Source organism: Magnetovibrio sp. PR-2 (assembly GCF_036689815.1).
Lineage (GTDB): Bacteria > Pseudomonadota > Alphaproteobacteria > Rhodospirillales > Magnetovibrionaceae > Magnetovibrio.
In genome coordinates this window covers 23,622-43,571 of record NZ_JBAHUR010000008.1, presented here as the reverse complement: position 1 = coordinate 43,571, position 19,950 = coordinate 23,622, and the positions used below count along the sequence as shown (strand labels likewise).

The window sequence follows — 19,950 nt, the reverse complement described above, 5'->3', positions numbered from 1 at the left end:
AAAGCGATGTCTATTCGGCAGCGTTGTCGAGATATTGCGACAAGTCGACCTCGTCCATTTGCTCGGGCTTCAAGAAGCGTTCGGCATATTCTTTGTAGATGCCGCTTTCCAACAACAAACGGAACAGGTTCGGATCGATGTGTTGGTCTTTGACCATAAACGACAAGATTTTGACGCTTTCGCTGAGGGTTTTGGGTTTCTTGTAGGGACGGTCGGCAGCGGTCAACGCCTCGAACACATCGGCCAAAGCCATGATGCGTGCAGGAATAGACATGTCTTCCTTGTTGAGCTTGCGCGGATAGCCCGTGCCGATCAGGGTTTCGTGGTGCGCGCCGGCGTATTCGGGGATTTGGCGCAAGTGTTTGGGGAACGGCAATTGTCCCAACATCACGATGGTCTGCACAATGTGGTTTTGAATGATGTAGCGATCTTCTGCCGTCAATGTGCCGCGTGCGATGGACAGATTGTAGACTTCGCCCCGGTTGAACAGTTTGTCAGGAATTTGCATGTCGAAACCGAAGTGTTCGGCATTGGGCGCTTCGAATGTGCCGTCGCGTTCGAAGATGTGTTCTTTTTTGTCCTGGAGTAATTTTTCCACGGTCGGAAGATCCGTCGGCATTTCGACCTCCTTGCGGCGCAGCTCTTCGTGTGAAATGCCGATGCGATCGTCCATGGTGCGCGTCCATGTGCCCTCTGCGATCTCTTTCAGGCGTTCGACTTTTTCATCCGCCATGAACTCGCCACCAACGTTGCATTCGGCGACAAAAGCAAAATCGTCGTCGATCTTGGCAAGCTGTTCATCTAGCTGGGCCAGCAAAGCTTCGCGCTCGCCACCGTCGGCGATGGCTTTCCAGGTTTCGGTTTCCAGCTCGCGCTTTTTGACTTCAAAACGCATCCGTACCTCGTGGATGCGGTCATGGATGGTTTCCAGTTTGGTGGCTTTATCGACCACGTATTCGGGTGTTACCACTTTGCCGCAATCGTGCAGCCAGCTGGCCAGATGTAGTTCGCGATAGCCTTCTTCGTTGAGGTGGAATTCTTTGAATTCGCCCCAGTCGGCATCCACGGCGGCGCCAGCAAGCATTTGGGCCAGTTCCGGCACGCGCGCGCAGTGTCCGCCCGTGTAGGGCGACTTGGCGTCAATGGCGCCGGCAATCAGCTTGATGAAGCTGTCCATCAGACGCGCTTGGGCCTGGACCAGCATTTGGTTGTCCACGGCGACGGCAGCTTGGGACGACAAGGCTTCGATCATGGGCACGATTCGGTCGGAAAATGGAATGGATTCGCCGTTGCGGTTTTGCGCGTTCAACAGCTGCAGCACACCAATGATCTCACCCGAGTGGTTTTTTAGCGGAACGTTTAAGAACGATTTGGATCGATATCCGGTGCTTTCGTCGAATTTGCGTGGGCCCGTAAAATCAAACGCGGTTGCTTCGTAGACATCGGCAATGTTGACGGTTTCACCCGAAACAGCCACGTGGGACGCCACGTTTTGATGATTGGGTTCGCCCGTTTCGGGGTTATAGACCGAAATCGGCGGGAACGGGATGTCTTCGCCCGTGGTGCCGCCCTTGGCAATGCCTAAGCTATCGGTGCGCATAATCTCGAACTTCATGAAGCGGCCATCGGCTTCGGGCTCGAAGACCGGCTCCGGCTCACCTTCACGTTCGACCATGTTGCCACACAGGTACAGCGTTCCGCCGTCCGCGTTGCACATGTTTTTGGCTTCCAGCAAGATGGTTTCCAACAAACGCTGGTGGTTCCGCTCCGCCGACAACGAGATGCCGATCTCGATCAGGCGTGCGTAGTCAACACCTTCGACAGCTTCGTCGTCGGATGAGTAGGTGTTCACAGTGGTTTCGTTCGGCGCCATATACCTCTCTGCCCGCTGCCCTACGGGAAGCCCTTGAGGTGCTTTTGAATTATTTCAATAGATTAAAGCATTATTTTGTGCATTAGCAAACGGTGCTTTTCACATAATCATATAAATGGATTAGGGTCTCGCATATTTGGATTGTGAAATTTGGGGTTGATCAACGCTTCAAAGTCGTGATCTTAGGCATATGGCCTATTCATCGCTCAGAGATTTTATGGAGGAGTTGGAACGCGCTGGCGACTTGGTGCGCGTGTCCCAACCCGTTTCGCCGCATCTGGAAATGACGGAAATTCAAACCCGTTTGATGGCCGAAGGCGGCCCGGCGGTTTTGTTTGAAAATCCCGTTAAAGAAGACGGAACGCCTTACGATTCGCCAGTTTTGGTGAATTTGTTCGGCACTGTCGAACGGGTTGCCCGTGGCATGGGGCGCAAGCCTGAAGACTTGAAAAGTGTCGGGGAAACCCTGGCCTTTTTGCGCCAGCCTGAGCCCCCGGGCGGTTGGAGAGAAGCGCTGGAAATGGCGCCGATCTTAAAAACTGTTATGTCCATGAAGCCCAAAACCGTGCGCTCGGCGCCTTGCCAAGAGGTGGTGTTGACGGGTGACGATGTGGATTTGGCAAAACTGCCGATCCAGGGCTGTTGGCCGGGCGAACCGGCACCGTTGATCACGTGGCCCTTGGTCATTACCGAAGGCCCGGACCCCAAAGGCGATAAACGCGATGTGGCTAATCTGGGGATTTACCGCATGCAGGTGACGGGCAAAAACACCACATTGATGCGCTGGTTGCATCATCGCGGTGGGGCCCAGCATTTTCTGCGTTGGAAAGAACAATGTGACGATCCCATGCCTCTTGCGGTGGTCATCGGGGCCGATCCCGGCACCATTTTGGCGGCTGTGACGCCTGTGCCCGACACATTGTCGGAATATCAGTTTGCCGGTTTGCTGCGCGGTGAGAAGGTCCAGCTGGTGGACTGTAAAACCGTGCCTTTGCAAGTTCCGGCGACGGCAGAAATTATTCTTGAAGGCCACGTCAGCATGACCGAAGTCGGTGACGAAGGCCCGTATGGTGATCACACCGGGTACTACAACAATGTTGAACCCTTCCCGGTCTTCACGGTTTCGGCCATCACCATGCGCGCAAAACCGATATATCTCAGTACCTACACCGGACGCCCGCCCGACGAGCCGAGCGTTCTGGGCGAAGCATTAAACGACGTTTTTGTTCCGCTGTTCACCCAACAATTCCCGGAAGTGCGTGATTTCTGGCTGCCACCCGAAGCGTGCTCTTACCGCGTTGCTGTGGTCAGCATGAAAAAAGCTTATCCCGGCCACGCCAAGCGGATCATGATGGGTGTGTGGTCGTACCTGCGTCAATTCACCTACACCAAGTTCGTCATTATCGTGGACGAAGACATCGATGCCCGCGATTGGAATGACGTGATGTGGGCACTGTCGACCAATGTCGATCCGGCGCGCGATGTGGTGATGGTGGAAAACACCCCCATCGATTATTTGGATTTCGCTTCGCCCGACAGCGGTTTGGGGTCTAAAATGGGTATCGACGCCACCACAAAAATTGGCAATGAGACCAAACGTGAGTGGGGTGAAAAAATCCGCATGGATCAAAACGTGGTCGAAAAGGTCACGAACATGTGGGACGAGTTGGGTTTACCCGGCACAGGGAAGCCCATCTGGAAGTGACTTGAAATGAGGCTTGGCCCGGGGAGGGGCCGAAGGGGAGGTCATGATCAACTTTCAAGACTTCGTCAACGCGCACCTGAAATGGCGCTCGCAGTTGGCGGAAGACAAAGACAAACCCGGTTTCGATATTGAGAAAATCCGCCGTGATAATCTCTGTGAAATCGGCAAGTGGTTTTATGGACCCGGCCAAGAGCAATTCGGCGATTTGGCGGAGTTCGACGCCGCCCGGCAAGTCCATGCCAAGTTCCATGCCGCCGTTGCGTGCTCTCTCGAAGATACGGGCCACTCGGGCAGTGACGATGAGTTTGAAGACTTGGTCGTTGCGCTGAAGCTGTTGTCGGAACGCATTGTGCGCTTGACGGCTTCGCAAGAGGCAGAGGTCGAGATTTCCGATGAATGCAAAAAAGCCTTTAAGTTGGCCGAAGGGCATATCTCAGCCCACGCGACCGAGCTTGCCTACACGGCCTTAAGCAAGCTTCCGTGTGAGAGCTGTCTGTATGAAGGCCACTGCGACGACATCACACGATTGCTGAACGCAATTCGCAATGCCTCAAACGGATAGACGGTTGGTTTTAGCCCCTTGGCCTTAACCCTGCACCCAGGGCAAGCCGTCCACCTTCCAGCCGTTGTCGCGGCCGCGGTGTTTGTATTCGTTGTGGTCACCCTCAAACCCGTGGGCGACGTTGTAGCAATTGGGATAGCCCATGTCGCATAGCGCCTGGGCCGCAAAGGCCGAGCGTATGCCCGAGCGGCAGATGAACAAGACCGTTGTCTCTTCGTTCAGCGGCTTCACGGTTTCCAAAACTTGGTGCACAAAATTCGGGTTTACGTTGTTTTTGGGGAAAAACAGCCAGGGTACGAAGTAGACTTCTTTGCCGAGCCCGGAAATATCGGGAACGCCCACATAGGTCCATTCTTCAGGGGTGCGCACGTCGATGAGCACGCAGTTGTCTTCGTCCGCAAGGCGAGTCCAGGCGTCGTTGGGCAAGATATCGCCCGCATATCGGTTGTCGTTGGATGCTGACATGTTGAGTTCCAGGGTCTGTGCAGTTAGGTCTTATCGCTTTGCTCTGCACACGATATAGTTAGGACTAGGCCTGACTTTATTCCCCCCTGAACAAAAGCAGGTTCAACTTACGCGTTCCAAGTTCGTTTGCCAATAGAGATCCAACATAAGGACACCACATGGCGCTGAAACTGGCTTATCATCTGAATTTCGAAGACCTTTATGATCCAAGTGGTTTGGCTGCGGTGGATCGTGCATTCATGGATTTTCTGGGCGAGCACGACGGTGATCTAAAAACACGGCTGACGGCAGGCCGCGAAGCTCCAGACGAATTGGAAGCCGAAGCCGATTTGTTGGTTGAGCTGTCCCCCGTCGTTGATGCCTTCGTCGCCGAACTGTTCGCCGTGCAAGACGAACTGGGCGCGTTGAGCGGCCAACATGTGGCGTTGGAGCCGCTCTATGCCTGCAAACGCCTGTTTGTGCAGCGCCGCGCCCTGAAAGGCAAAAAATCCGAAGACGCGGAAACTTTAGATGGTGAAGCTTTATGCCAGCGCCTTGAAGAGCAGCTTGGCGAAACGCTGACGCAAATTTCTTTTTCTACGGCGGTCATGGCGTGGCTGGACGATGCTGACACCCACAACAATGCGCTTCAGCTGGCGCAAGACTACGCCCTGTGGGCCACGTTGAGCGAAGCGGGGCAGTTGAAGCACAAGACGGACATCTTGTTCCGTCAGCCTGAAAAACTCGACTATGACGACTTGGTGCACACCCAAAAGGCAAAGGTTGGCGCGGTCGAAGCCTTGGAGCTTCCCTTAAAACGCCACGTGTCGCGCGATGGCTTTAAGCTCATCGACCCAGGTTGTGATTTGGTCGGTGCGTTGGACGAAGCACATTATTGTGTGCTGTGTCATGAGCGGGACAAGGATTCGTGCTCCAAAGGCTTGCACGACAAAAAGACGGGCGAATTTGCCAAGAACCCCTTGGGCGTTGAGCTGGCCGGTTGCCCGCTGGAAGAAAAAATATCGGAAATGCACACGGTCTTGATCCAAGGCCACGCCATTGCCGCCTTGGCCATGGTGGCGGTGGACAATCCGTTGTGTGCGCTGACCGGGCACCGCATTTGCAACGACTGCATGAAGGCGTGCATCTATCAAAAACAAGAACCAGTCAATATCCCTGAAGTCGAAACCCGTGTGCTCAAAGACGTTTTGAGCCTGCCCTGGGGCTTTGAAATCTACAGCTTGCTCACACGTTGGAACCCGCTCGACATCCGCCGCCCACTGCCGCGCGCTGAGACGGGCTACAAAGTCTTGGTCGTGGGCACGGGTCCGGCAGGCGCAAATTTGAGCCACCAGCTAATGAACGAAGGCCACAGCGTTGTTGCCATTGACGGGGCGAAGATCGAACCCTTGGACCCGGGGCTCAGCGGCGTTGATCTTCTCGGGGAACGCTATCCCTTCCAACCCGTGCACACCATTGACGACATCCGCGAAGACTTAGACACCCGTGCCATGGCGGGATTTGGCGGTGTTGCGGAATACGGCATTACCGTGCGGTGGGACAAAAACTTCCTGAAAGTCGTCAGGCTGTTGTTGGAGCGGCGCAAACAGTTTCGCATGTATGGCGGTGTGCGCTTTGGTGCGCAAATCACCAAAGATCAGGCTTATGCCATGGGCTTCGATCACATCGCGTTGTGCATGGGCGCGGGTAAGCCGACGGTATTGGATATCAAAAACAACTTGGCGCGTGGCGTGCGTCAGGCTTCGGATTTTTTGATGGCGCTGCAGCTCACAGGCGCGGCAAAGCACGACAGTTTGGCGAACTTACAATTGCGCATGCCCGTGGTGGTGATCGGTGGCGGCTTGACCGCCATTGACACGGCAACAGAAGCCTTGGCGTACTACGTCGAACAGGTTGAACGTTTTGTGGAACGCTACGATGTTTTAGCCGCTGAATTGGGCCGCGACAAATTGCGCGCGCGCTGGTCGGACGAAGACGAAGCCATCGCCGATGAATACATGGAACATGGCCGGGCCCTACGCTATGAGCGCGCCTGCGCCAAGGCCCATGGCCGCCCGGCGGAGCCGTCGCGATTGCTGGAACGTTGGGGCGGGGCAACCATCGCGTATCGGCGGCGTATGGTTGACGCGCCGAGCTATCGGCTCAACCACGAAGAAATCACCAAGGCCTTGGAACAAGGCGTGCGCTTTGCGGAATTGTTGTCGCCAACGGCCATTGACGTTGACCAGCATGGCTGGGCAAGCGGCGTGAAACTCGCTTTGCAAGAGATGGGTGAAGACGGCAGGCCGCATCCCACAGGTGAGATGACAGAACTGCCAGCTCGCGCGGTGTTGATCGCGGCGGGCACGCAACCCAACACCGTGTTGACGCGCGAAGACGAAACCTTTGCAGACCTGGACGGCAAGTATTTCCAGGCCGTGGATGCTAAAGGCATAGATGTGAGCCCCGAGTGGTCTGACAAGCCCCAAGACGTTCAGGTGTTGATGGACGCCACAGCGGGCCGGACCATGAGTTTCTTTGGCGATCTTCATCCCAGCTACGCCGGGAACGTGGTCCGCGCGTTGGCCAGCACCAAACAAGGCTATCCGGTTGTGGACGCCGCTTTGGCGAAAGCCCAACCCAATTCGGTGCCGTTCGATGACCTTGTGCGCGATTTGGATCAAGGCCTGATCGCCCGGGTGGTGGAGGTGAAACGCTTAACGCCGAACATCGTCGAAGTGATCGTCAAAGCGCCCTTTGGAGCGCGGGCGTTCAAGCCGGGGCAGTTTTTCAGGTTGCAAAACTTCGAAACGCTGGCGTCTGTCGTCAATGACACGCGCATGGCGATGGAAGGTTTGGCGCTGACGGGGGCTTGGGTGGATAAAGACCAAGGCATTGTGTCGACCATCGTGTTGGAAATGGGTGGCTCTTCAAAATTGTGCCGGGACTTAGAGGTGGGTGAACCCATTGTCCTGATGGGGCCAACGGGCGCGCCGACAGAAACCCCGGGGGGAGAAACCGTCCTGCTCGCGGGTGGTGGCTTGGGCAATGCCGTGCTGTTTTCCATCGGTCAAGCGTTGCGGGCTGCGGGCTCAAAGGTTCTCTACTTCGCAGGCTATAAAAACCCAGGCGACCGTTACCATGTGGAAAACATCGAAGCTGCCGCCGACACCATCGTGTGGTGCACGGACGTGGAGCCCGCTATCGAACCGGGCCGCCATGGCGACTTCAGCTATGTGGGCAACATCGTCGAAGCCATGAAGGCCTATGGGACGGGGGCGCTGGGCACACCGCCCATCGCCTTGTCCGAAGTTGACCGGGTGGTCGCCATTGGATCGGACATCATGATGAACGCCGTGAAAGAGGCGCGCCACGGGGTGTTGAAAGACCTAATGAAGCCCAAACACACCGCCATCGCGTCCATCAACGCACCCATGCAGTGCATGATGAAAGAGATTTGTGCTCAGTGCCTCCAACGTCACGTGGACCCGGAAACGGGGGTGGAAAGCGTGGTGTTCACCTGCTTCAACCAAGACCAGCCCCAAGACTTGGTGGACTTCGGCTGCTTGAATTCCAGGCTCAAGCAAAATGCCATAGCGGAAAAGCTCACCGCGGCCTGGATTGAGCATTGCCACAGCACTGGTTGACGTACCCTGTGCGAGGTCGTAATTTGCGCCCTCATTCCACTCTTTCTTAGGTTTCAAACCATGCCTTTCCAGCCGGATACGCCCATTTCCAAAGTCCATGAATTGGCCGAGCATTCCAATGCTTGGCCCTTCGCCGAAGCGCGCGCTTTGGTCAAGCACTTGAAGGGCAAGGTGCCAGAGAAGGGCTTTGTGCTGTTTGAAACCGGCTACGGCCCGTCCGGCCTGCCGCACATCGGCACGTTCGGTGAGGTGGCACGCACGACTATGGTGCGCAAAGCCTTTGAAACGCTCACCGATATGCCGACCAAGCTGTTTGCGTATTCCGATGATATGGACGGGTTTCGCAAGGTGCCGACGAACCTGCCGAACCAAGAGATGCTGGGCGAGCACATCGGTAAACCCTTGACGTCGATTCCCGATCCGTTCGGAACGCACGAAAGCTTCGCGCATCATAACAATGCGCGTCTGCAAGCGTTCTTGGACGGTTTTGGCTTTGACTACGAATTCAAATCGGCCACCGAAGAATACAAATCGGGCCGTTTGGATCAGATGCTGTTGCAAGTTCTGCAAAATCACGAAAAGGTTTTGGACATCATCTTGCCAACCTTGGGCGAAGAGCGCCGCGCGACCTATTCGCCGTTCCTGCCCGTGTGTCCCGACACCGGCATCGTGTTGCAAGTGCCCGTGATCGAAACCAAACCCGACGACGGCACCATCGTCTACAGACGCGAAGACGACACGTTGGTCGAAACCCCGGTGACGGGCGGCCACTGTAAACTGCAGTGGAAAGCCGACTGGGCCGGACGCTGGACCGCGTTGGACGTGGACTATGAAATGTCCGGCAAAGATTTGATCGAAAGTGTCAAACTCGGCAGCCGCATTTGTCGTGCTATCGGGGGCACACCGCCGTTGAACCTGACGTACGAATTGTTCTTGGACGACAAGGGCGAAAAGATTTCCAAGTCCAAGGGTAACGGGCTTTCCATGGAAGACTGGCTGCGTTACGCCACGCCGGAAAGCCTGAGTTTGTTCATGTACCAAAAGCCCAAAACGGCGAAGCGTTTGTTTTTCGACATCATTCCGAAAAACGTCGATGAATACCTGACGTTCTTGGGTAAGTTTGGCGAACAGGAAGAAAAAGACCAGCTCAACAACCCGGTCTGGCACATTCACGGCGGCCAACCGCCTCAGCCCGAAGCTGAGGGTTTGAGCTACAACATCTTGCTCAACCTCGCCAGCGTGTGTGGGTCAGACGACAAGGCTGTGTTGTGGCACTTCATTACACGCTATGCGCCCGACGCCACACCGGAAAACTCGCCGATCTTGGATCAACTGGTGGGCTACGCCATCAACTACTACACGGATTTTGTCAAACCGACGAAGCAGTATCGTGCACCAAACGACGCAGAACGGACGGCCTTGGAAGCTTTGAAAGCCAAGCTGGAAACTTTGGGCGCGGATACATCCGCCAGCGATATTCAAACGGAAGTCTTTACGGTCGGAAAAGAGCACGGCTTTGAAAACCTGCGCGACTGGTTCAAGGCGTGTTACGAAGTTCTGCTGGGCCAAGAACAGGGGCCGCGCATGGGCAGTTTCATTGCGCTCTACGGTATCAACGAAACCGTCGACTTGATCGCCAAAGCGTTGGCGGGCGAAGACATGAGCGCTTAACCCGTCTTTAGCACAATCCCCTTATAAACAAGGGCAGGCTCGGTTAATCTGAGCCTGTTCTTTTTTTTGGGGATGTGCTCATGAGCGTTCAAAAACAACTTCAGCAGGCCCTACAACTCCACCAATCGGGCCACGTCGCGGACGCGGCGGATTTGTACGCGGCTGTGTTGCGGGCCGATCCCAAAAATACCGATGCGCTGAACTTGCTGGGTTCGATCTTTATTGAATCCGGTCAGCTGGATACGGGCATTCAGTTGTGTCAGGAAGCGGTGAACACGGCGCCGGACTTTTTTGTGCCGTATGTGAACCTGGGCAATGGCCTGCAAGCCGCCGGACGATTGGAAGAGGCCGCAAACGCGTTTCAAAAGGCCGTGGACCTTAACGCCAACAGCGCCATTGTTTATTCAAACTTAGGTAGTGCTCTCAATGCTTTGGGGCGATTTGACGAAGCTGCAGAGGCCTGTGAAGACGCGGTGAAGTTGGAGCCCGGGTTTGTTGGGGCCTATACCAACTTGGGCAACGCGCGACAAGGGCTCGGCGATGATGAAGCCGCTCTAAGCGCCTTTCAAAAAGCGGTGGAGTTGAACCAGAACGATTCCGACGCACAGTACAATTTGGGCACGCTGTTCAAACGTCTGGAGCATTATGACGATGCGCTGGCGGCCTTGGAGATTGCGGTGAAGCTCGATCCCAATCACGTCGACAAACTTTACAACCTGGGCCTGACATTGGGTGAACTCAGCCGGTATGAAGAGGCGGAAGTGCACTACCAAAAGTGCTTAGCCTTCGCACCGGATCACGAAGACGCCTTAAACAATCTGTCGGCCACGTTGAAAGAGTTGGGTCGCCTGGACGAGGCTGAGGATTATATCCGTCAAGCCTTAACCGCCAATCCGGATAACGATGAACTTCACTGGAACCTCGCATTGGTGCTGTTGCAACAAGGCCGGTACGAAGACGGCTGGGCCGCATACGAACATCGTTGGGACGCGCCCGGGTTCACCACGCCCAAGCGAGATTTTGGCAAACCAGCTTGGAACGGTGATGAGGCAGGGGATCAAACACTGCTGATCCATGCCGAACAAGGTTTTGGGGATGCCATGCTCATGGCACGCTTCGTTCCCTGGGCCGCCAAACGCAGTCAGGCCGTGCATGTGGAATGTCGCCCGGGGTTGGAACGTTTGTTCGCGACCTTAGACGGTGTCGCCTCCGTCACATCATATGGGGACAGTTTACCCACATTTGATTGCCACATCGCCATGATGAGTTTACCCCACTCTTTTGGCCTGACCTTGGACACTATTCCCGCCGACGTGCCGTATCTGAATGTACCGGACGGTATCGAAGCTGATCCCTGTATTGGCGAAGCGGACGGACTGAAGGTCGGCGTTGTGTGGGCGGGCAATCCGACGCGCATCAAAGACAATGAACGCTCTTGCGATCCTGATCTGTTTCGCCAGCTGGCCGAGATTGACGGCGTGAGCCTGTTCAACCTGCAGATGGGCCATGGTGCAGACGGCTATTCAGTCTTGAGCGAACTGGACAATGTGTTTGATGTGACGCCGGGCCTGAACGATTTTGCCGATACAGCCGCGCAAATTGACGCCCTGGATTTGGTCATCACTGTCGACACAGCCGTCGGGCATTTGGCCGGAGCCCTGGGCAAACCCGTATGGGGACTGCACGCGGCGAATGCCAGCTACCTCTGGCTACAAGAGCGTGAAGATACACCGTGGTATCCCACCATGCGCCTGTTCCGCCAAACCACGCGAGGTGATTGGGCGGGCGTGATGGAGCAGGTGGTGCAAGAGCTGAAGGCTTTTAAGTAGAAACTAGGCTTACTGCTGTGCCCAAATGATGCGGGCCATCCAGTCGATGTCGGCGAGGGCGAATTCGCGATTTTCGTGATCGGGGTTGAAAGAGCCAAGCTCGATGCGCTGGGCGGTTTTGCGCAGCAGGACTTTGGCCATGACCTCGCCACCAGAAGTTTTGACCACCACACGATCCCCGCGCCGAATGTCCGCTTCGGGGGAAACAATCACAATATCACCGTCGCGAAAGACCGGGTCCATGCTGTCGCCGGAAATCTCCAACGCATAGGCATGTCCGTCCGTGGTGCCGGGAATGGGCACCGCATCCCAACCGCCACCGGTGGGGTATCCCGCATCGTCGAAAAATCCTTCCGCGCCCGCTTGGGCAAAGCCGATCAAGGGCACGTTGCGAGGTGTTGGGGTTTCACCGTTTTGAATATAAGCGGTGAATTGAGACAGATCCGCGCCCGTGGCTTTGAGGATTTTGGCAATGCTTTCGGTGGACGGCCAGCGTTCCTTCCCCTCGCGCGTGGTGCGCTTGGATTTGTTGAAGGTGGTGGGGTCTAAGCCCGCCTGACGCGCCAATCCTGACGCAGAATAGCCATAGGCCTGCGCGAGCTTGTCGACTGCTTTCCAAACATCTGCATGTTTCATAATGGGAAGATTATCACATCAATGTGTAAATATGTCATTAGGACAAAATTCCAACACCCTGTTGACATAGGAAAAAATGACGATTATGTAGAACATAACGGGAACATCAAATGGAGTTTATCTTATGCCGCGTACACGCATTATCGCCAACCCCCTGCCTGAAAAAGACATCATAGCCTTTGGCAGTGCAGAGGAAGCTTGGTTTTGGTTCATACGTTCAGAGCGAGCACGCATGGAAGGTGCACGGCTTAGCCGCGATGCATCGGATACGACACGGCCTTGCGAGCCGGACGACATTTACCGAGCCGTGATGCGTTTGCATCAAAAACGTGTGATCGGCCGCCACCATTTAAAAACATTGGCGCGGTTTGGCTGGCGCGAATGCCCGCCCGATTCGCGGGTGCGCCAAGAGCAATACGATGTGCAGTTATGGGATGACGCCTTGGATCGTTTGACCACGGAGCTCAAGGCCAAAGGGATTGTAGAACATGAACAAAACACCGGACAATCCGCATAAGCATGACGCCCTGGGCGGAGGGATGAAACGCGCGATCGTCGCCTTTGGCGGAAGCCCCGAGCTGAAGGTCCTGCGCTACTTGCGCCCGGGATATCGTCATTGTTTTGCGTTCATTCAATCCCAGGGAACGTGGGTCATGTACAACCCGCTTTCCATCGGTACAGAAATCGAGGTTTGGCCTGGACACAGCGAGACCCAATTGCGTCACTGGCTACAGCAAAACGGTTATAGGCTCATTGACACAGAGATCCAGGCGCTGCGCCCCATGGCATTGCCGTGGGCGGTCTTCAGTTGTGTGGAGGCGGTGAAGCGTGTGCTTGGCATCCGGGCCCCTTGGGTTATGACCCCGTGGCAACTGTTTAAACATTTAAATCAAAATATAGGAAAAAAGTCGTTGACAGGAGCGATTCATTAGGTTAAAAATCCTCTTAACGACCACCACAGGTGCGTCTAAAGCAAACCCGGCACTGAAATGTGTCGGGTTTTTTCATGTTCACACCCCTGAATACAAGGAGACCCGAATTATGGGTGGATTGACTTCATCGCCACCGTCGCCCCCGGCGCCGGTATATGAACAACCGGCTGTTGATCCGACAGTCGAAGCCGAGCGTAAAGCCCGTCTTGAAGGTATTGAGCGTCGCCGCCGTGGGCGGGCCGCCACCATCAAAACATCTGAGCGCGGCTTGATGGGCACAACATCGATCAAACCGACCAAAGAATTGTTGGGAGAATGATTATGGATGAGCTTACGCCGGAAATGATCATCAAGCACTATCGACAGGCCAAGGAACGCCGCCAAATCTGGGAAAGTCACTGGCAGGATTGTTATGACTTCACGTTGCCTCAACGCAATCCGGCCAACAAGAACGGCCATACGGCGGGTGAGCGCTTGTTTGACGGAACGGCGCCCGATGCCGTCGATCAGTTGGCGGCCAGTCTTTTGTCGAACTTAACCCCGCCCTGGTCGCGTTGGATTGGATTGATGCCGGGCACAGGTATGGAGGGTGAGGACCGCGAGGATTTGGTCAGCAAGCTCGATAAGGTGTCAGAGATTATCCAGTCGAACATTGACCGGTCGAATTTTGCCGTTGAGATCCATCAATGTTTCTTGGATCTGGTCACGGCCGGAACCGCATGCTTGATGGTGGAAGAAACACCGTTGGGGGAAGGTTCTGCCTTGCGCTTTAGTGCTGTGCCCCTATTTGATGTGGTTTTTGAAGGGGACGCAAACGGTGCTTTGAGCGGCACTTTGCGGCGTTTGAAACTCACATCGCGCGAATTGAAAAAACGCTATCCCGAAGCCCCGGAGTTGGGCGCTGAAAAACCACAGGCTTTGGACCTGGATGAAAATCGTATTTCGGTGATCGAAGCGGTTTTGCCCAGTGACAAAGGTTATCGTTTTATGGCGGTTGCAGAACCTGCGCCCGGCTTAGCCAATGAGGCCGAATTGCTGGCCGAAGGGACCTTCGACACGTCCCCGTTTATCAATTTCCGTTGGTTGAAAGCACCAGGTGAAATTTATGGACGTTCTCCGGTGATGAAAGCTTTGCCGGATATTAAGACGGCGAACAAAATTGTCGAGTTGGTATTGAAAAACGCATCGATCTCGGTGACGGGTATTTGGCAAGCCGATGACGACGGTGTGTTGAACCCGGCAAACATCAAATTGGTTCCTGGTGCCATCATTCCAAAGGCTGTTGGTTCTGCTGGATTGACGCCTTTGAGAAACCCAGGGCGTTTCGATATCTCCGGCTCGGTCTTGGAGGGCACGCGCATCGCCATTCGTTCGGCGCTGCTGGCCGATAAACTGGGCCAAATTTCTGGCCCGCGGATGAGTGCTACAGAAGTGGTCGAACGCTCTGTCGAAATGGCGCGCCTCCTCGGCGCGACATATGGCCGTTTGCAATCGGAACTATTGTCACCGTTGATCGAACGCGCGATTTCAGTCTTGCGCCGTCGTGGTGAAATCCCCGCTATTTCGGTAGATGGGCGGACCATCGACATCGACTACAAATCGCCACTGGCGCAGCGCCAATCACAAAACGGCTCGTCGGGTGCCATGGCTTGGCTCAGCGCCGCGGTCCAGTTGGGTGGGGGCGTGGAATTGGTTGACGTTCCGCGTGCACTGCACTGGCTGGCAAAGTCTTACAACATTCCCGAAGACATTTTGCTCAGCGAAAAAGAGATGGCGCAAAAACTTGCAGAAGTCGAAGCGGGTAACGGCCCGGTTCAAAGTCAGTCGTTGATGACGGCATTGCAAAAAATGGGAGCGCCGGTTGAGCCACCGTCAGAAACGGCGCGGATTGATCCTGCGGACCGGCCAACCGCGCGCACTTGGAGGCACCGTGGCCTTACACCATCACACAAATTACCCGACCTGAAAGAGCCTTTAGACCCCATGAAAGGAGGTGAGCTGTGAGCACGCAAACATCAGGTTGGGCGTGGTTCGAACGCTTTGCAGAACACGAAGACGAAGTTGTCAGCGCTCAAGCGGAACAAGAAATCCGTTTGGCCTATGCGCGTTGCTTTTCGTCACCCGACGGTCAGCGCGTGCTCGAACACTTGCGGTCCATGACATTGGAACGCGCCATGGGCCCGAATGTGAGCGCCGAACACCTGCGTCATATCGAAGGCCAAAGACAGTTGGTCAGCACCATCGAACAACTGACCCAACGCGGTCGCCAAGGCGACTGATTTTTAACTCAATCGAGGAGATTTAACTCAATGAACACCGAACCGAACCCCAATGTTCAAAACAAACCCGCCATGCCCACATGGGTGCCGGCGAAGTTTTGGGACGATGAAAAAGGCGAAATCCGCACCGAAGACTTGGCGCGGTCCTATCAAGAACTGGAACAACACCTGCACAGTCAGGGCGCTTCGAACATTCCGGACGCCCCCTCTGCCTATGAGATCATGATCGATGACGATCTCTTGGACGTTGACGACGAGGTCAATCAACGTTTGTTCGACAACGGCTTTTCCCAAGAACAAGCCCAATTGGTTTACGACTTGGCCAAAGAAAAGTTGTTGCCGGTCATCGCGCAAATGTCGTCTCAGTTTGAAGAAGCCCGCGACGCAGAACGTTTGCATCAACACTTCGGCGGCCAAGACCGTTTCGAAGCCGCACGTCAGCAACTCAAGGCCTGGGGTGAAGCAAATTTGCCACCCAATGTCTATGAAAACCTGGTGAGCTCCGCCGATGGTGTCATCGCCATGGCGGAAATGATGCAAAGCCGCGAACCGGCCTTGACGCGCAATGCGGAGTTCACGCCGGGCACCAGCGAGGACGACCTGAAACGCATGATGAAAGATCCGCGCTACTGGAAAGAGCGTGACCCTGCGTTTGTCGGGCGCGTGCGTGATGGTTTCAAAAAACTCTACCCGGGTGCGAACTGACCGGGTCGTTACCTGCACAGCACGGCGTCACAACACTCCTTAGGCCGTAGAGCTGCGCAGAGGTGGTGAGCGCGTTCGATCCGCTGCTCCCGCCGCCTAGGCCGCGGGCGACCTTTCCTTCCGGTCGTCCGCGGTCATTTTTTTCAAAGGACAAAATCATGATCGAAGATGTTTTGGAACTGATGAACACATCCGCGCATCACCGCAAATATACGGTGGACACCATTTTGCGCTGTATCCAACCACCCCTGCACTTGGGCCAGTTTGCCTATGTGTTGGAAGACGATTGCCTGGTGGCCTGGGCCACGTGGGCATGGTTGCCGTCCGACAAAGCCGAAGCGTTTTTAAACGATGAATACAAGCTGCGCGCTGAGGACTGGTGCTCGGGCGAGAACCTGGTGTTCATGGATTTCATCGCGCCCTATGGGCACGCGCTGAAGCTCTATGGGCTCTTGCGCAACACCTTCAAAGACATCCCCCCATCCGAAGTCCCCGGCGCCAGCTGGGTGCGGTTCGCCAAAAAAGGTAAGAAAGTGAGTGTGAAAAATGGGTAGTGATAGCGCGTCAGATGCAGGCTCAGGCTTTGGGGACGAAGTACCGCCAGAAGTCAAAGAGCAAGAAGCCGAACGGAAAGCACAAGAATATCGAGACCAACTCTCCAAAGCCAAAGGCTGGGATCGTTTCGCCCTGGGCACCAAAATGGGGTACATGAACTACACCAGTACAAAGGGCCCAAAATCCGGCGATTGGGATGAAGCGCGTGGCCGCACCCTGGGTTACAACGACTTTTTGCCAGGCGGCTTATACGGCCCCACGAAAGGTGAGAAAAAAGGGGCGGTTGTAGATTATGGTGCGCGCCGCGACAGTTGGAATGCTCAAAACCCAACCGTCAGCGATGAACGCGTCGCGCGTGCTCGCGCGGCCAATCTTGACCGCGCCTTTAACCAAGGTCATATGCAAACGCTGGACAACGGTTTGACGGTGGAACGTCAGTCCTCGGCACTCAGCAGCCCGATGACCGCCGCAAGCGCGTCCGTCGTGGGCAAGCTCAGCCAAATCACCGCAGAGCCAGAAGCCCCCGTTAAAGACGTGGACGTCATGGGCAACTCGGTCAATAAAGGGTCCTCCATTGCACAGACACAAATGGGCTCTTTGGCGCAAAGCGGGAAGCCGGGGCCAAATGCGGCGAAGTCTCCGGCGGCGGGCACACTCGCTTACACGGATGACCCGACCAAGGCCCCCATCGCCTCACCTTACACCATGTCGCAAGCCGACATTGATAAGATGCAGGCCGCGAAAGCCAAGGTTGAGACAGACCGAGTCAAAGCCGAAGAGAAAAAACAAAAAGAAGAAGAGGCGGTCATGAAAGGAATGTTCAGCCAAATCGCAGCGGCACAAGACAAAGCCCGTAAGTCCAAAGAGTTCCACCCGGCCTACGGCCTGACGGACCAGAGCCGCGAAACCGAGATTGCGAAAGAGCATCACCCGGCCTACGGATACACCCAAACGGGTGATGGCCTGTTGGCGGATTTGAAGTCGGACATCAAAGGGCAGTTCAGTGTCCAAAAAGGGTTCAGCAATCGCGGCGAACAGCTAGCCAATCTCTACAACAGTCTGCCAGAGACCATGGGGCTGTCTTCGAGAAACAATCTGCTGAGTTCCAAACAAGGGCGACAAGCGACACTGACCTCATCCGTCGGGATGAATGGGGTGAACAACTTTGTCGATGTTTTGCAAACGCAAAAGGCGCTGGTGGATACGGGGTATTTGTCCGAAGAGTATGTCACCGGATATCCCGGCACGGCCATGGTCGATGCGATTAAGTCATGGCAACGCGATCTCGGCGCATATCCGTCTGGTTTGTTGTCCGTGTCGAACTTGGTTGAAGCAACGCCGTCGCTCAGCTGGCATGATCCAGAAGCAACATCGCAGCTCAGTTGGCAAAATCCAAGTGCCCGATACAATGTGCCTCACGTAAAGGGACTGAATAACATTTATGCAGGTTTCTTAACGCCTGAGCAATTGGAGGCGATCCAGGAATTAGAGGATAAGGTTGCCCCAGATACGCTTAAGGGGAAGGATGGCAAGAGTGTCGATGTCGCGTTCTTAGCGGCAGCAGCCCCGGCAATTCCGGCAGCCGTTGAGTTTTTGGGTTGGTTAGCGGGTGCATGGGGGCTCAGTTGGGCCGCCAATGAAGCTTCGAAGCAGATACAAGCCGACCCCAGCATGAATCCGCCTTTACCGGGGTTCGAGCCAACACCTGAATTTGACAAGAAGTACGAGGAATATATCCAGAACCGTCTGAAAGATTTGACTTTGGTCCCTCCAAGCAATCCTGAACCTCCACTAGATCATGGTCTATTAGAAAATATTCCAGGTCAGATTGATATTCCGACTGTGGTGGAAGCCCGGAAGAATGACCTAAGACAAGTCGATCATCTTGCCAATCGCCACGATTTAGATAGGCGCAAAGCGGGAAAAGTACTTGAACAACTAAAAAGTAAGGTAGGTATGAAAGGTGAATCTGCGGATATTGATATCGACACAGGTGAAGTGTACGATCCGATAAGTGGCGAGAGCTTGGGTAATATTATTGATGAAATGCAGTAATGATCATGTTTTGCAAATATGAAGATGCTCAGTATGTGAATGTTCTTTTTACTATCGATGCTGAAGCGAAGACACCCGACGTTTTGCTGGAACAATTGTCCTTCTACCGAAGGCGTTCGAATGCAAAAAATTTGGCTCGCATCGCAGAGCTTGATGTTTCTGATTTTTTTTACGGAAACGACTGGCGAGATCATGTTAGCGTTTTGCAGGACCTCCTTGAGGATGATACTGAAACGTTAAAGGCCTTGGCTTTTTCGCAGGCGCGTATATCACTTACCGTAAAGTGGGTTGGATGTCTTGGCGCGCCATCACCACAAGTGCGACCGGAGGATCTTGGTTTTTTATATTTTCCAGGAATGCATGTCACAGTAGAAAGTGATTGGGACCATGGACATTCACGTGCTGACATGGGGCTTGTCTCTTTTGGCGTCTACGGTCCCGATCCAAATCGTGTTACTGATTATTGGGGAGAACCCACAACTGTTGTTTTTAAAGGTGATCCAATCATCACAAGAGGGGAGGTTCGGGGGTATCGTCAAAACAATGCTTGGGTCATGAGTATAGATGATTCATGTGACAGTGTGGATGTTGTTCAAGTTGTGAAAGACGTGCTCGTCAAACTGGGCCCCGCAACTCCTGAATGGTTGGGTTTTGTGCGTGAAACCTCTGCTGACGTACAGCTTCGTATTGTATGGTATGGTGCAAGCGGGCAAACCGTACCAATTTTAACTCATGATGTATTAAAATTAATTGGAACCTATGGTGCATCCGTCATCATGGAGACATCAGATTTCATTCCTGAGTCAATGTGATGGTGCCATATTAATGGGGTCAGTATCAACGGCGTCCATATCAAGGGGTCAGCATATCAAGGGGTCAGCATATCAAGGGGTCAGAGTAAATTGATTTGAATTGATTTGGAAATAGCGATCAATAAGGAGCGAGACCCTGAAGAGGATTGAGTAAATCAATCTACTCCGACCGACATGATACTCTCCTCCCTTTGATACAAACGGCCCAAAGTCCGGCGGTTGGGATGGTACGCGTCGCGACAGTT

General features: G+C 54.5%; 17 protein-coding genes. 14 read left to right on the top strand and 3 right to left on the bottom strand.

The window, feature by feature from the left end; genetic code table 11:
• Positions 1-10: 10 nt before the first annotated feature.
• A complete protein-coding gene (locus V5T82_RS11050; RefSeq protein WP_332895696.1) occupies positions 11-1,873 on the bottom strand; it encodes an HD domain-containing phosphohydrolase in 1,863 nt (620 codons plus the stop codon).
• 190 nt (positions 1,874-2,063) lie between these two features.
• On the opposite strand from V5T82_RS11050, the gene V5T82_RS11045 reads away from it, so the two are divergent.
• Together V5T82_RS11045 and V5T82_RS11040 are read left to right on the top strand one after the other, a co-directional pair.
• Positions 2,064-3,578 carry a UbiD family decarboxylase gene (locus V5T82_RS11045; protein ID WP_332895695.1) on the top strand — a complete coding sequence of 505 codons (1,515 nt, stop codon included), beginning with the start codon at positions 2,064-2,066 and terminating at the stop codon, positions 3,576-3,578.
• 43 nt (positions 3,579-3,621) lie between these two features.
• Positions 3,622-4,140 (top strand): CZB domain-containing protein, encoded by a 519-nt coding sequence (locus V5T82_RS11040; RefSeq protein ID WP_332895694.1) that lies wholly within the window; start codon positions 3,622-3,624, stop codon positions 4,138-4,140.
• A 24-nt stretch (positions 4,141-4,164) separates the two neighbouring features.
• On the opposite strand, the gene V5T82_RS11035 is transcribed toward V5T82_RS11040, so the two are convergent.
• Complete coding sequence (locus V5T82_RS11035; RefSeq protein ID WP_332895693.1) at positions 4,165-4,605, bottom strand: rhodanese-like domain-containing protein; 441 nt, start codon at positions 4,603-4,605, stop codon at positions 4,165-4,167.
• A 158-nt stretch (positions 4,606-4,763) separates the two neighbouring features.
• Here V5T82_RS11035 and V5T82_RS11030 point away from each other — a divergent pair, with 158 nt between their 5' ends.
• The 3 genes from V5T82_RS11030 (at position 4,764) to V5T82_RS11020 (ending at position 11,731) form a co-directional block, all read left to right on the top strand.
• Entirely contained in the window at positions 4,764-8,231 is a 3,468-nt protein-coding gene (locus V5T82_RS11030) for an FAD-dependent oxidoreductase (RefSeq protein ID WP_332895692.1), read from the top strand.
• A gap of 60 nt (positions 8,232-8,291) precedes the next feature.
• Positions 8,292-9,902, top strand: a complete 1,611-nt coding sequence (locus V5T82_RS11025) for a lysine--tRNA ligase (protein ID WP_332895691.1) — start codon at positions 8,292-8,294, stop codon at positions 9,900-9,902.
• A gap of 80 nt (positions 9,903-9,982) precedes the next feature.
• Positions 9,983-11,731, top strand: a complete 1,749-nt coding sequence (locus V5T82_RS11020; protein WP_332895690.1) for a tetratricopeptide repeat protein — start codon at positions 9,983-9,985, stop codon at positions 11,729-11,731.
• A 9-nt stretch (positions 11,732-11,740) separates the two neighbouring features.
• Here V5T82_RS11020 and V5T82_RS11015 read toward each other — a convergent pair whose 3' ends face one another.
• Positions 11,741-12,370, bottom strand: a complete 630-nt coding sequence (locus V5T82_RS11015) for a S24 family peptidase (protein WP_332895808.1) — start codon at positions 12,368-12,370, stop codon at positions 11,741-11,743.
• Positions 12,371-12,491: 121 nt separating this feature from the next.
• Between V5T82_RS11015 and V5T82_RS11010 the strand changes: the two genes are divergently transcribed.
• The 9 genes from V5T82_RS11010 to V5T82_RS10970 all read left to right on the top strand — a co-directional run bounded on the left by V5T82_RS11010 (position 12,492) and on the right by V5T82_RS10970 (position 19,705).
• Entirely contained in the window at positions 12,492-12,884 is a 393-nt protein-coding gene (locus V5T82_RS11010) for a hypothetical protein (RefSeq protein WP_332895689.1), read from the top strand.
• Positions 12,856-13,299, top strand: a complete 444-nt coding sequence (locus tag V5T82_RS11005) for a hypothetical protein (RefSeq protein WP_332895688.1) — start codon at positions 12,856-12,858, stop codon at positions 13,297-13,299. The genes V5T82_RS11010 and V5T82_RS11005 overlap by 29 nt, the downstream gene beginning before the upstream one ends.
• Before the next feature lie 109 nt (positions 13,300-13,408).
• On the top strand, positions 13,409-13,618 hold the full coding sequence (locus V5T82_RS11000; RefSeq protein WP_332895687.1) for a hypothetical protein: 210 nt from the start codon (positions 13,409-13,411) through the stop codon (positions 13,616-13,618).
• A gap of 2 nt (positions 13,619-13,620) precedes the next feature.
• Positions 13,621-15,303, top strand: a complete 1,683-nt coding sequence (locus V5T82_RS10995; RefSeq protein WP_332895686.1) for a portal protein — start codon at positions 13,621-13,623, stop codon at positions 15,301-15,303.
• Positions 15,300-15,578: a Bbp19 family protein gene (locus tag V5T82_RS10990; RefSeq protein ID WP_332895685.1), complete on the top strand. Its 279-nt coding sequence runs from the start codon at positions 15,300-15,302 to the stop codon at positions 15,576-15,578. The genes V5T82_RS10995 and V5T82_RS10990 overlap by 4 nt, the downstream gene beginning before the upstream one ends.
• A 30-nt stretch (positions 15,579-15,608) precedes the next feature.
• The gene (locus tag V5T82_RS10985) at positions 15,609-16,283 is read left to right on the top strand and encodes a capsid assembly protein (protein WP_332895684.1); all 675 of its coding nucleotides are present in this window, start codon (positions 15,609-15,611) and stop codon (positions 16,281-16,283) included.
• A 158-nt stretch (positions 16,284-16,441) separates the two neighbouring features.
• Positions 16,442-16,837, top strand: coding sequence for a toxin-activating lysine-acyltransferase (locus V5T82_RS10980; RefSeq protein WP_332895683.1), 396 nt, complete (start codon positions 16,442-16,444; stop codon positions 16,835-16,837).
• Positions 16,830-18,893: a hypothetical protein gene (locus tag V5T82_RS10975; RefSeq protein ID WP_332895682.1), complete on the top strand. Its 2,064-nt coding sequence runs from the start codon at positions 16,830-16,832 to the stop codon at positions 18,891-18,893. The genes V5T82_RS10980 and V5T82_RS10975 overlap by 8 nt, the downstream gene beginning before the upstream one ends.
• Positions 18,893-19,705 (top strand): DUF4279 domain-containing protein, encoded by an 813-nt coding sequence (locus V5T82_RS10970; RefSeq protein WP_332895681.1) that lies wholly within the window; start codon positions 18,893-18,895, stop codon positions 19,703-19,705. Before V5T82_RS10975 ends, V5T82_RS10970 begins: the two co-directional genes overlap by 1 nt.
• Positions 19,706-19,950: the final 245 nt, after the last annotated feature.

What these genes read in the sequence shown, in the direction of transcription:
- V5T82_RS11050 (WP_332895696.1), bottom strand. Translation starts at nt 1,873, where the DNA reads ATGGCGCCGAACGAAACCACTGTGAACACCTACTCATCCGACGACGAA.
- V5T82_RS11045 (WP_332895695.1), top strand. Translation starts at nt 2,064, where the DNA reads ATGGCCTATTCATCGCTCAGAGATTTTATGGAGGAGTTGGAACGCGCT.
- V5T82_RS11040 (WP_332895694.1), top strand. Translation starts at nt 3,622, where the DNA reads ATGATCAACTTTCAAGACTTCGTCAACGCGCACCTGAAATGGCGCTCG.
- V5T82_RS11035 (WP_332895693.1), bottom strand. Translation starts at nt 4,605, where the DNA reads ATGTCAGCATCCAACGACAACCGATATGCGGGCGATATCTTGCCCAAC.
- V5T82_RS11030 (WP_332895692.1), top strand. Translation starts at nt 4,764, where the DNA reads ATGGCGCTGAAACTGGCTTATCATCTGAATTTCGAAGACCTTTATGAT.
- V5T82_RS11025 (WP_332895691.1), top strand. Translation starts at nt 8,292, where the DNA reads ATGCCTTTCCAGCCGGATACGCCCATTTCCAAAGTCCATGAATTGGCC.
- V5T82_RS11020 (WP_332895690.1), top strand. Translation starts at nt 9,983, where the DNA reads ATGAGCGTTCAAAAACAACTTCAGCAGGCCCTACAACTCCACCAATCG.
- V5T82_RS11010 (WP_332895689.1), top strand. Translation starts at nt 12,492, where the DNA reads ATGCCGCGTACACGCATTATCGCCAACCCCCTGCCTGAAAAAGACATC.
- V5T82_RS11005 (WP_332895688.1), top strand. Translation starts at nt 12,856, where the DNA reads ATGAACAAAACACCGGACAATCCGCATAAGCATGACGCCCTGGGCGGA.
- V5T82_RS11000 (WP_332895687.1), top strand. Translation starts at nt 13,409, where the DNA reads ATGGGTGGATTGACTTCATCGCCACCGTCGCCCCCGGCGCCGGTATAT.
- V5T82_RS10995 (WP_332895686.1), top strand. Translation starts at nt 13,621, where the DNA reads ATGGATGAGCTTACGCCGGAAATGATCATCAAGCACTATCGACAGGCC.
- V5T82_RS10985 (WP_332895684.1), top strand. Translation starts at nt 15,609, where the DNA reads ATGAACACCGAACCGAACCCCAATGTTCAAAACAAACCCGCCATGCCC.
- V5T82_RS10980 (WP_332895683.1), top strand. Translation starts at nt 16,442, where the DNA reads ATGATCGAAGATGTTTTGGAACTGATGAACACATCCGCGCATCACCGC.
- V5T82_RS10975 (WP_332895682.1), top strand. Translation starts at nt 16,830, where the DNA reads ATGGGTAGTGATAGCGCGTCAGATGCAGGCTCAGGCTTTGGGGACGAA.
- V5T82_RS10970 (WP_332895681.1), top strand. Translation starts at nt 18,893, where the DNA reads ATGATCATGTTTTGCAAATATGAAGATGCTCAGTATGTGAATGTTCTT.